The sequence below is a fragment of the Corynebacterium lizhenjunii genome (assembly GCF_011038655.2).
Taxonomy (GTDB): Bacteria; Actinomycetota; Actinomycetes; order Mycobacteriales; family Mycobacteriaceae; genus Corynebacterium; species Corynebacterium lizhenjunii.
Window position 1 is genome coordinate 637,055 of record NZ_CP064954.1, and the last position, 13,610, is coordinate 650,664.

General features: G+C 62.3%; 12 protein-coding genes. 9 read left to right on the plus strand and 3 right to left on the minus strand.

Annotated elements, in window-relative coordinates; genetic code table 11:
- Positions 1 to 9: 9 nt before the first annotated feature.
- The 5 genes from mtrB (at position 10) to secA (ending at position 7,811) form a co-directional block, all read left to right on the plus strand.
- The gene (gene mtrB / locus G7Y31_RS03000) at positions 10 to 1,719 is read left to right on the plus strand and encodes an MtrAB system histidine kinase MtrB (protein WP_280527303.1); all 1,710 of its coding nucleotides are present in this window, start codon (positions 10 to 12) and stop codon (positions 1,717 to 1,719) included.
- On the plus strand, positions 1,712 to 3,433 hold the full coding sequence (lpqB, locus tag G7Y31_RS03005) for an MtrAB system accessory lipoprotein LpqB (RefSeq protein WP_165008516.1): 1,722 nt from the start codon (positions 1,712 to 1,714) through the stop codon (positions 3,431 to 3,433). Before mtrB ends, lpqB begins: the two co-directional genes overlap by 8 nt.
- 25 nt (positions 3,434 to 3,458) lie before the next feature.
- Positions 3,459 to 4,133 (plus strand): ComF family protein, encoded by a 675-nt coding sequence (locus G7Y31_RS03010; protein WP_165008518.1) that lies wholly within the window; start codon positions 3,459 to 3,461, stop codon positions 4,131 to 4,133.
- A 145-nt stretch (positions 4,134 to 4,278) separates the two neighbouring features.
- Complete coding sequence (gene hpf / locus G7Y31_RS03015; protein WP_165008520.1) at positions 4,279 to 4,935, plus strand: ribosome hibernation-promoting factor, HPF/YfiA family; 657 nt, start codon at positions 4,279 to 4,281, stop codon at positions 4,933 to 4,935.
- Positions 4,936 to 5,219: 284 nt separating this feature from the next.
- Complete coding sequence (secA, locus tag G7Y31_RS03020) at positions 5,220 to 7,811, plus strand: preprotein translocase subunit SecA (RefSeq protein ID WP_165008522.1); 2,592 nt, start codon at positions 5,220 to 5,222, stop codon at positions 7,809 to 7,811.
- Between the two features lie 73 nt (positions 7,812 to 7,884).
- Here secA and G7Y31_RS03025 read toward each other — a convergent pair whose 3' ends face one another.
- Positions 7,885 to 8,427, minus strand: a complete 543-nt coding sequence (locus G7Y31_RS03025; protein WP_165008524.1) for a hypothetical protein — start codon at positions 8,425 to 8,427, stop codon at positions 7,885 to 7,887.
- Between the two features lie 334 nt (positions 8,428 to 8,761).
- On the opposite strand from G7Y31_RS03025, the gene G7Y31_RS03030 reads away from it, so the two are divergent.
- From G7Y31_RS03030 to G7Y31_RS03040, 3 genes are all read left to right on the plus strand, one after another.
- A complete protein-coding gene (locus G7Y31_RS03030) occupies positions 8,762 to 9,172 on the plus strand; it encodes an HAD family hydrolase (protein ID WP_165008526.1) in 411 nt (136 codons plus the stop codon).
- The gene (locus G7Y31_RS03035) at positions 9,172 to 9,690 is read left to right on the plus strand and encodes a DUF6912 family protein (RefSeq protein ID WP_165008528.1); all 519 of its coding nucleotides are present in this window, start codon (positions 9,172 to 9,174) and stop codon (positions 9,688 to 9,690) included. Before G7Y31_RS03030 ends, G7Y31_RS03035 begins: the two co-directional genes overlap by 1 nt.
- A gap of 125 nt (positions 9,691 to 9,815) precedes the next feature.
- Positions 9,816 to 10,415: a hypothetical protein gene (locus tag G7Y31_RS03040; protein ID WP_165008530.1), complete on the plus strand. Its 600-nt coding sequence runs from the start codon at positions 9,816 to 9,818 to the stop codon at positions 10,413 to 10,415.
- A gap of 13 nt (positions 10,416 to 10,428) precedes the next feature.
- On the opposite strand, the gene rsgA is transcribed toward G7Y31_RS03040, so the two are convergent.
- Both rsgA and aroA read right to left on the minus strand, forming a co-directional pair.
- Positions 10,429 to 11,445: a ribosome small subunit-dependent GTPase A gene (gene rsgA / locus G7Y31_RS03045; protein WP_165008532.1), complete on the minus strand. Its 1,017-nt coding sequence runs from the start codon at positions 11,443 to 11,445 to the stop codon at positions 10,429 to 10,431.
- The gene (gene aroA, locus G7Y31_RS03050; protein ID WP_165008535.1) at positions 11,438 to 12,784 is read right to left on the minus strand and encodes a 3-phosphoshikimate 1-carboxyvinyltransferase; all 1,347 of its coding nucleotides are present in this window, start codon (positions 12,782 to 12,784) and stop codon (positions 11,438 to 11,440) included. The genes rsgA and aroA overlap by 8 nt, the downstream gene beginning before the upstream one ends.
- Here aroA and G7Y31_RS03055 point away from each other — a divergent pair.
- Positions 12,783 to 13,583 (plus strand): SOS response-associated peptidase, encoded by an 801-nt coding sequence (locus G7Y31_RS03055; RefSeq protein ID WP_244977429.1) that lies wholly within the window; start codon positions 12,783 to 12,785, stop codon positions 13,581 to 13,583. The genes aroA and G7Y31_RS03055 overlap by 2 nt on opposite strands.
- Positions 13,584 to 13,610 lie beyond the last annotated feature (27 nt).

A 13,610-nucleotide genomic window follows, 5' to 3' on the forward strand; every position in this document is an offset into this window, starting at 1 on the left:
ATTAGGCAGCTGCGGGTGCAGTTTACGGAGGCGTGGCGCACGTCTTTGCAGCTGCGGTTTATTGGGATGATTTTGGCCGCCTCCTCCGTGGTGATGATCATTTTGGCCTATGTGTTGGTCTCGGTGCTCACCCAGCAGTTGGTGGACCAGAAGCTCAACGCGGCGGAGCAGGAGATTGATCGCGCGCGTTTGACGGTGGAGCAGCAGATTTCTGCGACGGGTTCTGCTAATTCGCTGCAGGTGCGGCTGAACTCGGCCCGTGCGTCGCTGACGCAGCTTTCGGCGGAGGGGGACTCCCACGCAGCGTTTGAGCCGGTGTTGGCGGTGGAGAACGCGGATGGGACGGTGACTACCTCCCCGGAGGGCTATCGCATTCCGGATAATTTGCGCCAGCTGGTTAGCCAGGACCAGATTTCTTATCAATTCGCCACCATTGAGCAGCCTTCGGGCGGGGCGTATAACGCCTTGGTTATGGGTACGCCTACGAATGCGGATATTCCGGGCGTGCAGGTTTACCTGGTGTTGTCGATGGAGGCCGAGGAAGCCACCATGGCGCTTATGCGTGGGTTGCTTTCTGCCGCTGGCGTGGTGGTGGTGGTGCTGCTGGTGGGTATTGCGTGGTTGGCTACCCAGCAGGTGACGGCCCCTATCCGTTCGGCATCGCGTATTGCTCAGCGTTTGGCTGCGGGCCATTTGCGCGAGCGCATGGTGGTTGATGGTGAAGACGAGATGGGCCGGCTGGCCGCGTCCTTCAATGACATGGCCGAAAAGCTCTCCAAGCAGATTACCCAGCTGGAGGAGTACGGTAATTTGCAGCGCCAATTTACCTCTGATGTGTCGCATGAGTTGCGCACTCCGCTGACCACGGTGCGCATGGCTGCGGATTTGATTGCTGCGGATCCGGATTCCTTGGAGCCGCATACTCGCCGCGCCACGGAGCTGATGGTGCGCGAGCTGGACCGCTTTGAGGAGCTGTTGGCGGACTTGTTGGAGATTTCGCGCCATGATGCTGGCGTGGCGGATCTTTCTGCGGTGAGTCTGGATGTGCGTAGCTGTGTGGATGCCGCTTGGGAGCAGACCCAGCATCTGGCGGAGGAGTTGGGTGTGGAGGTTCGTTTCCATCTGCCGGAGCAGCCGGTGATGGTGGAGGGGGATTCCCGGCGCATCGAGCGCGTCTTGCGCAACTTGATCGCGAACGCCATTGATCACAGTGAGGGCAAGCCGGTGGATGTGGAGGTCGCCCAGACTGCCGACGCCGTGGGCATCGCCGTGACCGATCATGGCGTGGGTCTTAAGGATGGGCAGGAGGAGCTGGTCTTTAACCGTTTTTGGCGTGCCGATGCCTCCCGCGTGCGCCACTCCGGCGGTACCGGCTTGGGCTTGGCCATTGCCCGCGAGGATGCCGTGCTCCACGGTGGCACCCTGGATGCCACCGGTGTCTTCGGCGTCGGCTCCCGCTTCCGCTTTATCCTCCCGCGTGAGCCCCTGGCAGACATTGCTGCGGACCCGATTGCTCTGGAATTGCCCCATGGGGACGCCACCCAGCTTGCCGATGCCCAGCTTGCCGATGCCCCCACTCCCGATACCTTTGCGGCCAGCCCGGCGGGTTCCTCCCCGCAGGTGCTCCCGGAGGAGCCGGGGGCTATGCGCCGTCCGGATTCCTTGCGGGAGCAAAGCCAGCACCGGCGCGCACAGATAGGAGACGACGACCATGCCTAAGTATTCTTCCCGGCGGCTGCGCCGGATCGTGGCGTTGTTGGCTTTGCCTGCAGTTGTGGCGGCGGGGTGTTCGACGTTGCCGTCTAATACCTCGCCCCAGGTGTTGCGCAGCTATGACCCTGCCCCGCAGGTCCAGCCGATGGTGGGACCGCAAGATGGGCAAGAGCCCGACTTATTGGTGCGGGATTTCTACAGGGCATCGGCGTTGCCCAGCGGGGATTATGCTGCCGCGCGGGCTTTCTTGACACCGGAGGCTGCACGGGAATGGGACCCAGAGGCAGAGATTCTTTTGGTGGATGCCATTGATTTGACCACGCGAGGCTCCGCTAGTTCCGGGGATGCCCGCACCTTGGAGGTGCGCGGCAACGTCATTGGCACGCTGGAAGAAGGTGGCAGTTACATCACCCAGAACGGCGGCTATGAGGCGAGCATCGAGCTGGCTAAGGTTGATGGCCAGTGGCGCATTAAGGACTTGCCCGCAGGGGTGGTCATCGAACGCAATGAGTTGCGTAACCAGTACCAGCCGGAAAACCTGTACTTCTATGCGGGTTCAGGCCAGGCGCTGATTGCAGACCGCCGTTGGGTCTTTGCAGGCAAGGACACCCTAGATACCGAATTGATTACCTTGTTGATGGAGGGCCCCGCCCCTTCGCTAGAGCCTGCCATTCGCACGGTGCTTCCCCCCGGGGCAGTCTTTGCGGGTGTCGAAGATGGCGCGTATCGCTTCAATGGACTGGCCGGGATGAACGAGGAAGACCGCATGCGCTTTGCCGCGCAGTTGGTGTGGACCTTGACCACTGCGGGGGTGCCCGCGCCTTATGAGGCCATTGCGGATGGTTCCCCGCTGCTTCCGGAGTTAGAGGAGATGACCCCGGATGATTTCGCGGATTACAACCCCCGGGCATCGACCAATACTGTTCCGGGCCTCTTTGCCCTGAACAAGGGCAATGTTCTGCGGGTCACGGGCACCCATGTGGAGCCGATTTCCGGCCCCCTGGGCGATGGCGGCAACGTGGAGTCCGCAGAGATTTCCGCCGTAGACAAGGTCGCCGCGGTGCGTAGCACGGGGGAGCGCTCCCGGCTGTATTTGGGAGATCTCAGCGGTACCCCAGTCCAGGCCATAGAGGCCAAGACGCTTTCCCGGCCCACCTTTGAACGCGGTGGGGAAGCCGTGTGGACCGTGGTTGACGGGCAAAAGGTCAATCGCTACGTGCGCTCGGCAACGTCCGGGCAGGTGGTGGAGACCGAAGTGGATACCAGTGCTTTGGAGAATCTCTCCGGAGAGATTTCTGTTCTGCGGCTATCTGTCGACGGCGCGCGCGTAGCCATGATCATCGACGGCAAAATCTACACCGGCGTCAACGTGCGGGAGGACAACGGCAGTCGCCGCGTAGTCAGCGTGCGCGAGATTGCTAGCGAGTTAGGCGGCATGGCCTTGTCCCTGGACTGGCAGCCGGACGGCTCCTTGGTGGTGGGCACCTCAAGCCCGGATTCGCCGGTGTGGCGCGTGGAGCAGGATGGATCCTCGCTGACCACCTTGCCCTCTGGAAATATCACGGCGCCCGTGGTCTCGATTGCGGCCAACCAGTCCACAATCTTTGCCACCGATGCCCACGCCACCCTCCAGCTGTCTTCTACCGATGCCACCTCGTCGTTTTGGCGGGAGGTCCCCGGTCTGCAGGGCATGCGATCCGCACCTATAGTGGCAAATTAGAACCGAGGAGGGGGTATCGGCAAGCATGGTGGATTGGGCAAACCTACTGCGCGGCGCGGGAGAGCTGCTGCTGCCGGTATCCTGCGCGGGCTGCCGCGCGCCGGGGCAGGTGCTGTGCGCGCGGTGCCAAGAGCGATTGCGTGCGGTGCCGCAGCCGATTGCGCGCCGCAGCCGGGACATCGGCATGCCGGTGTGGGGGCTGGGGCCTTATGATGCCGTGCGCCGCAGTCTGGTCATTGCCATGAAGGAATACAACAACCTGCCCGTGCGCGCGCATATAGGTGCGGTGTTGGCCGCGGCGGTGAGTTACCTGCAGGCGCGCGGGGAATTGCCTTATCACCTGGTGTTGGTTCCGGCGCCCACGCGGCGGCGCTCGGCGCGCCAGCGCGGCGGGGACCCGGTGCTGCATTGGTGCCAACACGCGGCGGCTTTATTGGAGCAAGTGGAGGTGGCCGCGTTGCTGGAGCTGCAGCACGGGGTCGCGGACCAATCGGAGCTGGGGGCGGAACAGCGCTGGTTCAATATGCGCGGAGCGGTGCGGCTGCGCGGCGGTGCACAATCTTTAGAGCCGTGGCGGGGCCGTCAGCTGGTGTTGGTGGATGACGTGGTTACTTCCGGGGCTACGCTGGCGGCTTCTGCCCGGTGTTTGCGCGGAGCGGGGGGATTGGTGCGAGCTGGGATTACTCTGGCCGATGCCTAGAGGGTGGGGGTAGGAAGCCGTAACAGCGGTCAATACGTTATAACCACTGCTACACTGGTGGATGTCACACTGCGATGTTGTTCAACTGCGATGTTGTTCAGCAGTGTCAGATATGTTTGTCCTCAGTCTATAAGGGAGGAAGTCAATGACCAACCAACCGGTCGAATCCAATGCACAGGTGACCATCACCGGCCGTAACGTCGAGGTCCCGGAGCACTTCGCACAACGGGTCAAGAGCAAGCTAGCAAAAATTGAGCGTCTTGACCCCACCTTGACCTTCTTCCATGTTGAGCTCAAGCATGAGCCCAACCCACGCCGCGACGCTCAGGCAGAGCGCATCCAGATTACCGCCACCGGAAAGGGTCACCTGGCCCGCGCGGAAGCTAAGGAAGATTCCTTCTACGCTGCACTGGAAACCGCCCTGGCCAAGATGGAGCGCTCCCTGCGCAAGGTCAAGGTCCGCCGGGAAAACGTCAAGTCTGGGCACCGTGCGCAGAAGGGCACCGGGGAACTGGCCGCAGAGCTCGTGGCTGAGCAGGAGGCTGCCGCCGCCGCTGCCAAGGAGGACCGCTACGTTGATCCTTACGCAGAGACCATTGAGGAGCAGCGCCCGGGCCAGGTGGTGCGCACCAAGGTCCACGCCGCTATTCCGATGACGGTGGATGAGGCCTTGAGTGAGATGGAGCTGGTGGGGCATGACTTCTACCTCTTTATTGATGAGGCCACTGGCCGCCCATCCGTGGTCTACCGCCGTCACGCGTATGACTACGGCATTATCTCCCTGAGCGAGGACGCGCAGTAGCGCGACCCCACCAGGTGGATTCTTCTCCCGCCACCGCCCCCAACGCTATGTTGGGAAGGCGGTGGCGGCTTTGTGTCAGGGCGGTCTTGTAGTGAGCCACGCATTGTGTACTGAGGGAAGTGCTGTGTCGCGCGAAGCTTGGGGTGGCGTGAAGCTTGGCTCGGCGTGAAGCTCGGCGTGAAGCTGAGAAGGAACTTAAACCACCAGCTATAGGGAAGCTGAAGGGCGGGCGCGTATAATCGCCCGGAGTTGATAATTTAGCCGCGACAAGAAGGAACATTTACGTGTTTGGACTCTCCAAGCTGCTGCGCGCAGGTGAAGGACGCACCGTCAAGCGTCTGGGCAAGATGGCTGATGACATTATTGCGCTGGAGGAGCAATACGCTGCGCTTTCTGATGAAGATCTGCGGGCCAAGACTGATGAGTTCAAGCGTCAGTTAGCCGAAGGTGCGGAGTTGGACGATATTTTGTATGACGCGTTTGCAACTGTGCGTGAGGCCGCTTGGCGTGTGCTGGACCAGAAGCACTACAAGGTGCAGATTATGGGCGGCGCTGCCTTGCACTTTGGCAACGTCGCGGAGATGCGCACCGGTGAGGGCAAGACTTTGACCTCGCTGTTGCCCGCCTACCTCAACGCCTTGGAGGGCAAGGGCGTGCACGTGGTGACGGTGAATGACTACCTGGCTAAGCGTGACGCGGAGATGATGGGCCGTGTCCACCGCGCGCTGGGTCTTAGCGTGGGCGTGATTTTGTCAGAGATGCGCCCGGCAGAACGCCGGGAGGCTTATGCGTGCGACATCACCTACGGCACCAATAATGAGCTGGGTTTTGACTACCTGCGCGATAATATGGTGCGCTCCATTGGGGACATTGTGCAGCGCGGTCACAACTTCTGCATTGTCGATGAGGTGGACTCCATCCTTATTGACGAGGCCCGCACGCCGCTGATTATCTCTGGCCCCACGGATAGCAACTCCCAGTTCTATAGCGTCTTCGCGCAGCTGGCTCCGCGCATGCGCGAGGGTATCCACTACGAAGTAGACCACAAGAAGCGCACCGTGGGCGTGCTGGAAGAGGGCGTGGAATACGTCGAGGACCAGTTGGGCATTGATAACTTGTATGCCCCAGAGCACTCGCAGCTGGTGTCCTACCTGAATAACTCGCTCAAGGCCAAGGAGCTCTTCGAGCGCGATAAGGACTACATTGTCCGCAACGGCGAGGTCATGATTGTGGATGGCTTCACCGGCCGCGTGCTGGCCGGGCGCCGCTATAACGAGGGCATGCACCAGGCCATCGAGGCTAAAGAGAACGTGGAGATCAAAAACGAGAACCAGACTCTGGCCACGGTAACCCTGCAAAACTACTTCCGTCTCTATGACAAGATTTCCGGCATGACCGGTACGGCGGAGACCGAGGCCGCGGAGCTGCACTCCATCTACGGCCTGGACGTGGTGCCCATTCCCACCAACCGGCCGAACCAGCGCCAGGACCACCCGGACCGCATTTATAAGACGCAGGAAGCCAAGTTTGCTGCGGTGGTTGATGATATTGCAGAGCATGTAGAGACCGGCCAGCCGGTGCTGGTGGGTACGACTTCTGTGGAGCGTTCTGAGTACTTGTCGCAGTTGTTGACTAAGCGGGGCATCAAGCACTCTGTGCTCAACGCGAAGCACCATGAGGAAGAAGGCCAGATTGTGGCCCGCGCCGGACGTCCGGGCACCGTGACGGTGGCTACCAACATGGCTGGCCGCGGTACGGACATTGTGCTGGGCGGCAACCCGGAAGTCATTCTGGATGAAAAGCTGCGTGAGCGCGGGCTGGACCCCTTCGAGGATGAAGAGCGTTACCAGGAGGCGTGGGACGCCGAGATTGAGGATGAAAAGGAGCGCTCCAAGCGCCTGGGCGACCAGGTGCGCGAGGCAGGCGGCCTGTACGTGTTGGGTACGGAGCGCCACGAGTCGCGCCGTATTGACAACCAGTTGCGCGGTCGCTCCGGCCGCCAGGGCGATCCGGGTGAGACCCGCTTCTACCTGTCCATGCGCGACGAACTGATGGTGCGTTTCGTGGGCCAGTCCATGGAAAACATGATGAACCGCCTCAACGTGCCGGATGACGTGCCGATTGACTCCAAGATGGTCTCCAATTCCATCAAGACTGCCCAGGCGCAGGTGGAGAACCAAAACTTTGAAATGCGCAAGAACGTGCTCAAGTACGACGAGGTGCTCAACGAGCAGCGCAAGGTGGTCTACCGGGAGCGCTACCGCATCCTGGACAAGGGCGACATCAAAGACAACATCCGCGACATGATTGATGAGACCATCTCTGCATACGTGGCCGGGGCAACCGCCACCGGTTATGTGGAGGATTGGAACTTGGACGAGTTGTGGAATGCCCTGGAAGCCCTTTATGGTCCGTCCATGTCGCACGAGTCCCTGGTCCAGGGCAGCGACTACGGTTCCGCCGGGGAGCTCACCGCGGATCAGCTGCGCACCGCGCTGGTGGAAGACGCTCAGAATCAGTACAGTGAGCTCGAGGACGCCGTGGCCGCCATCGGCGGAGATTCGCAGATGCGCAACACTGAGCGCATGATCATTTTGCCGGTCATTGACCAGAAGTGGCGCGAGCACCTCTATGAGATGGACTACCTCAAGGAGGGTATTGGCCTGCGTGCAATGGCGCAGCGCGATCCGCTGGTGGAGTACCAGAAGGAAGGCGGCGACATGTTCCATGCCATGAATGATGCCGTGAAGGAAGAGACCGTGCGCCAGCTGTTTATGTTGCGCAAGCAGTTTGCCGCGCAACAGGCCGCGTCTGCCGATGCCGCCTCTTCCGTAGCCGATTCCGCTGACCCCGCCCCCGACAACCCCTCCGCGTAGCCTGACCAAGCAGGGGCTTATCCTCTACCACCCCTGGGTCCACTGAAGTGTGTGGGCCGGGCCCGCAAGCTGCTCAAAGCAGCCGGAAGCTGCGCACCACGCCATTGCGGTAGAGACCGGTGAAGGCGTGGTGGTGCGGTCCAATGACGGCACTGCCGTGAAATTCTCCGCTGAGCTGGGCGTGCAGGCTGATGAGCTCAAAGCGCCAGACCGCTGTGGTGCCCCGGTTGCGCCGCCACGCGCCCAAATGGAGGGAGACTGAAAGGTGGAAGCGCGGGGAGCGCAGATGGTGTACCGGCCTGCGTCCGGCGGCCACTTCGAGGACGAAGTTGATGGGGTCTAGCAGCTCGGTGTGGAGGGCTTCGGTGAGTTCGCCATCGGTGCGCTCATAGCGCACGGGGTCTGGCGGGCGCAGTACTTTCAGGTGCGCATAACCGGGGATAGGTGTATACAGGCTGGCTGTGGAGACCCTAGCGGTGTGCACCCTTGGTGGGATCGTAGTCCCTGCAGCAGCCTCTACCGTGGACGGTGCTGCGGCTGCTTCTGGGGCAGCCCCCACCGCAGACAGCACGGTGGCCTGTACAGAGGCGGTAGGGGTGGCATCGTCAAGCAACATGTGCTCCTCCCAAGCGCGCACAACCGCAACGGGCCTTGGCGGCAAGCACGGCAGCACAGCCAGGCCTTGGGGCGCGCGCAGATAAGTGGGGGAGGAATCCGCGAAAGCGTTGCCGCCATTATGTCACACGTTCGCCGCCAGTGCGCAAACCTGGCCAACAAGCAGGCATTCTGGTAGTTGGCTGTGTGCGAGCTGTCAGGGGAGGGCGCGCGGGGGAGGACTAATTGGTTATACTGCCGTGTAGTTATCAGCGCTAGTGCCACATTGCTAGGGCCAAATTTGGGCCGAACGAGCGCTAGGGCCAAGCAATAGGATAAAGGAGAAAGGACTTCCCATGCGGGGATTGATCGTTGATTACGCAGGTGTGCTCGACGGGGCGGAAGAGGACGTCAAGCGCTGGACGGCGTTGCTGGGAGCTATAAAGGCTAATGGCGTAGCTACGGCGATTTTGTCTAATGATCCGGGTGGGGCAGGCGCGGAGCACATCCGCGAGTGGGAATACCGCGGTGTGGTGGATGCTGTGGTGCTCTCCGGAGAAGTTGGCGCCGAAAAGCCGCAGCGCGCGGCATTTCAGGCGGCCGCAGATGCGCTGGATTTGCCCATGAATGACTGTGTGATGGTAGACGATAACATCGAAAATGTCCGCGGCGCGGTGGACAATGGTCTGGTGGGAATGCTCTACACGGTCTTCGATCGCACCTCGGTGGAGGTCCAGGCCGTGTTCGACATTGAGGGTGAGTTCTAATGGCCGCCAAGGAGCGCGTCTACATTCCGGCTACCTTTGGCATGTTGGTGGAGTTGCAGGAGACCGGGGCGCTTTCCGCGCGCAGTGGTTGGGGCTTTGCGCTGACTCCGGCGCTCAAGGAGTTCTATACGCAAGGCGATGAGGAGGAGATGGCCTACTCCGCGTTCCAGGAGGCGGCCGCCAGCTCCTTGCGCCTGCTGGCTATTGGTGATGAAGACACCTTCCCGCACCGGCGCGTAGTTGTCTCGGTGGATTTGCCTGCGCAACAGGTGACTCCGCGCCCGGAGCTGGGGGAGGCCGTGGTGGCCCTCGAGCCCGCGCAGTTTGGGGTGGAAGCGCTGGCGTGCATTCACGTCGATATTGAGGAGTCAGAGGCTGCGACGGCCAAGGCTATCGAGTCTATCGATGCCGCCGATTTAGGCGATGAGGATGCCGAGCTGCAGGTAGGTGACGCCCTGGATAACTTCATGGCCTACTACGCCCCGCATGAGTTGCCGTTTCTGGTGGAATTGCTCTAGCTTGCCGATGCCCCCTGCACCCCACCCGTGTGCCGGGGTAGGGTGGGCCGATGGGTGTGAAGGGGGTAGCTGTCGGGCGGTGTCCTTGCTAGGGTTAGTGAGGATGTTTTAAAGAAAGGACCCGCATGTACCGTTCTAAGTTTGTGGCCTCTGTTGTGTGCGTGGCAGTTGTCTCTTCCGCAGTGGTGGCCCCGGCTCAGGCCTTGGAGACCTCGCTGTCTTCGACTCAGTGCACGGTGGAGCTCACTGATAGTGAGAAAGAAACCCGCGACAAGGCTTACAAGCCTGAGAAAGTCAAGGAGCACGATCCACTGCCGTTGAAGATCAAGATCAAGGACGCCAATGAAGCACTCGAGAAGCACGAAGCGGATTTGGTGCAGTTGGACTTTGAGAAGTCGCTCGCAGACTCGGATGTGTTCTCTGATGATGCCAAGGTGAAGGAGAATGCCCAGGCCATCATTGCCGGTGTGGAGGCCGTGTACAAGCTGTCCCCGAAGTACAAGAAAGCCTTGAAGGCCTGCGCGCAGTCCAAGACCTATAACTCGGCTAAGGACAAGGACTTCGCGTCCACGGATTCCCACAACACCTCTTCGCAGATGAACCAGGCTACCGCGAACATTCTCTACGGTTTGTTGACCACTGCGGGTCTGACCGTGCTGGCTGCCTTCCTGCTCAACGGTCCTGGGGTGCAGGGCTTGTTGAAGAACTTCAAGCTGCCGTTCTAATTCTCCCTAGGTTCTAATTCTCCCAATCCACGTTGGTGCGCAGGGCCGCGAGCAGGCCACGCACCGCGTGCGCGCGGCGTGCCGTGGCGGTGCCCGGCTCCACGTTGTCCAGCCCGCATTCGGGGTCCGCGGGCGGACCGGCGTGGGTGCAGCCCCGTGGGCATTCCTGCGTGGCGGAGGCTAAGTCCTCGAAGACCCCAATGACGGTATCGGGATCCACGTGGGCCAAGCCGAAGGAGCGGATGCCGGGGGTGTCGATGAGCCACCCGGCGGCATCGGGAAGCTGCAGCGCCACTGACTGGGTGGAGGTGTGCCGGCCTTTACCAATGGCAGACACCGCCCCGGTCTCCCGGTGCGCATCCGGCACCAGGCGGTTGACCAGCGTGGACTTTCCCACCCCGGAGTGGCCGATGAGCGCGGTAATCTGGCCGTTTATCACTGCACGGACCGCGTCCAGACTATCGTCCACCCCGGCCTCCACCACGGTGACATCCAGGTCCGCGAACTCCGCAGCGAACGTGCTCGGGTTCCCCAAATCAGTCTTGGTCAGGCACACGATGGGGTGGAGGTTGCCCACGAAGGCGGCGATGAGCGCGCGCTCGACAAATCCGGCGCGCGGCGGAGGATCGGCTACGGCAGAAACAATCAGCAGCTGGTCCGCGTTGGCCACTACTATGCGCTCGTAGGGGTCCGTGTCATCGGCGGTGCGGCGCAGAACAGAGGTGCGTTCGGCCAGTTTGACTATCCGCGTGAGGGTGTCCGGCCTGCCGGAGGTATCGCCCACCACGCCTACGCGGTCGCCCACCTCGATGGCGGTGCGGCCGAGCTCACGGGCGCGCATGGCAACGACTACGGGGCCATCGTCGAGGGCTACGCCCCAGCGGCCACGGTCTTTAGTGATCACCATGCCGAATTTCGCATCCCGGTGTTGTGGCCGGTCCTTGGTGCGCGGGCGGGAGCGCTTTCCGGGCCGCACCCGGACATCGGACTCATCCCATTGTTGGGCCGAGCGCGCGCGGTAGCTAGCCATTGCGGCCGTCCTCCGGTTGGCCAGCGTTGGTGGCGGCATCGGCAGCCTCGGCGGTACCGGTGCCACCAGCGGCATCGGCGGCACCTCCCAGCATGCGTGCCCACATGCGCTCAAAACCCGGCAGGGTCTTAGCCGTGGTGGTGATGTCCTCTACTACCACGCCTGGCACCCGCAGCCCAATAATGGCCCCGGCGGTGGCCATGCGGTGGTCTGCATAGGAGCGCCACTGTCCGCCGTGGAGGCGGGCGGGATGAATCTCGAGGCCGTCGTCGAGCTCCACCACGTTGCCGCCCAGATTATTAATCTCGGTGGCCAGTGCAGCTAGCCGGTCGGTCTCATGTCCGCGCAGGTGGGCTATGCCGTGCAGGCGCGAGGGGGTATCGGCCAGTGCGCACAGGGCAGCCACGGTGGGGGTGAGCTCCCCAATCGCGCTCATATCCTTGTCGATGCCATGCAAACTCCCACCGCGCGGGTGCGCAGCCTTAACAAAGCCCGGCTCTTGGGTGACGGTAACCCCCATGTCAATGAGGATCTGCCGGATGGCATCGCCCGGCTGCGTGGTCTGCGCCGGCCAGTCTTTGATGGTCACCGAACCCCCGGCTACCGCTGCGGCGGCCAGGAACGGGGTGGCATTGGACAGATCCGGCTCGATTGCCCAGGTGCGCCCCGCAATCGGGCCTGGTGCTACGGTCCACGTGTGGTGTTCTTGGTGGACACGCACCCCGGCTTGGCGCAGCATGTCACACGTCATTTCAATGTGCGGCAGCGACGGCAGCGTCCCGCCTTCGTGGCGCACCGTAATGCCCTCGCGGTAGCGCGCGCCGGAAAGCAGTAGGCCGGAGACAAACTGGGAGGACGCGGAGGCATCGATAGTCACCTGCCCTCCCGCCGGGACGTCTGCGGAGCGCAAGGTAAACGGTAGGCTATCGCCTTCGACCTCCACGCCGAGGTCGCGTAGTGCCTGCAAAATGGTGCCCATGGGCCGCGACCGTGCTTGCGGGTCCCCGTCGACAAACACCTCGCCAGAAGCCAGTGCAGCCAACGGCGGCAGGAAGCGCATGACGGTTCCCGCTAGCCCGCAATCAATGCGCCCGCCGTGCAGCGGCCCGGGGGTGACGTGGAGGTCCCCGTCACGGGCCTCCACCCCCACACCCATGGTGCGCAGCGCCTGCGCCATCAAGTCCGTATCGCGCGAAACCAGCGGAGCCCGCAGCACCGAGGGGCCATCTGCCAACGCGGCCAAAATCAGCGCGCGGTTGGTAATCGACTTCGACCCCGGTACCAACAATTGGTGGAACAGCGGGGCGTGGGCTACAGGTGCTGGCCAGAAATGCGACATGGGTACCATCATAGAGATAGCGCGGCATAATGAAGGGATGTGCGGAAGATTCGTTCTTTTTAGTACCCAGCCTGAGCCTGGCAGTGCCGCCGATGCCGCCGATGCCGCCGATGCCGCTTATGTCCCCGGTACTCCCGATGCTGCCGTCCCCGGCGCTTCCCATGTTGCCGCCGTCCTCGGCACCATCCCCCTGCTCGAAGCAGTGGGGCAGTGGGAGGGCGTGCACACAGTGGTGGCCCCGGCAGGTCTGCCTCCGGCACGGTATAACATCGCGCCGACTACCACCATTGCCATTGTGCGGCTCAATGCTGGGCAGGCCACCGTGGAGCCGGCGCGGTGGGGGTTGATCCCGCACTGGAAGAAAGATCTGGACGGCCCACCGCTGTTTAACGCGCGAGCAGAAACCGTAGCCACCAAGCCCTCCTTCCGGCAGGCCTATGCGCGCAACCGGTGCATTATCCCCCTGGACGGCTACTACGAATGGCACGATGACGGCAGCGGCAAGAAGCCGCACTACGTCACCGATAGCACCGGTGGGCTCCTGTGGGCCGCCGGACTGTGGTCTACGGGCCAGGACATACTCTCTGCCACCATGGTCACCACCGCTGCCACGCCGGCCATGGAGTGGCTGCACGGACGCCTGCCCAAGTTTTTGCGTCCGGAGGAGCTGCGCCCCTGGCTTGCGGGGGAGGACCTCCTTGATCCCAGCGGGGTAGATACCCTCCAGGCGCGGCTGGCCGATACAGCCGTGGGGAATGTGCGCAATGATTTCCCGGAGCTCATTGCACCCCAGCCTTAATACGGCTCCCAGCGCATACTGTGTAGT

What these genes read in the sequence shown, in the direction of transcription:
- rsgA (WP_165008532.1), bottom strand. Translation starts at nt 11,445, where the DNA reads ATGGCTAGCTACCGCGCGCGCTCGGCCCAACAATGGGATGAGTCCGAT.
- lpqB (WP_165008516.1), top strand. Translation starts at nt 1,712, where the DNA reads ATGCCTAAGTATTCTTCCCGGCGGCTGCGCCGGATCGTGGCGTTGTTG.
- hpf (WP_165008520.1), top strand. Translation starts at nt 4,279, where the DNA reads ATGACCAACCAACCGGTCGAATCCAATGCACAGGTGACCATCACCGGC.
- G7Y31_RS03010 (WP_165008518.1), top strand. Translation starts at nt 3,459, where the DNA reads ATGGTGGATTGGGCAAACCTACTGCGCGGCGCGGGAGAGCTGCTGCTG.
- G7Y31_RS03035 (WP_165008528.1), top strand. Translation starts at nt 9,172, where the DNA reads ATGGCCGCCAAGGAGCGCGTCTACATTCCGGCTACCTTTGGCATGTTG.
- G7Y31_RS03055 (WP_244977429.1), top strand. Translation starts at nt 12,783, where the DNA reads ATGGGTACCATCATAGAGATAGCGCGGCATAATGAAGGGATGTGCGGA.
- G7Y31_RS03040 (WP_165008530.1), top strand. Translation starts at nt 9,816, where the DNA reads ATGTACCGTTCTAAGTTTGTGGCCTCTGTTGTGTGCGTGGCAGTTGTC.
- G7Y31_RS03025 (WP_165008524.1), bottom strand. Translation starts at nt 8,427, where the DNA reads ATGTTGCTTGACGATGCCACCCCTACCGCCTCTGTACAGGCCACCGTG.
- G7Y31_RS03030 (WP_165008526.1), top strand. Translation starts at nt 8,762, where the DNA reads ATGCGGGGATTGATCGTTGATTACGCAGGTGTGCTCGACGGGGCGGAA.
- aroA (WP_165008535.1), bottom strand. Translation starts at nt 12,784, where the DNA reads ATGTCGCATTTCTGGCCAGCACCTGTAGCCCACGCCCCGCTGTTCCAC.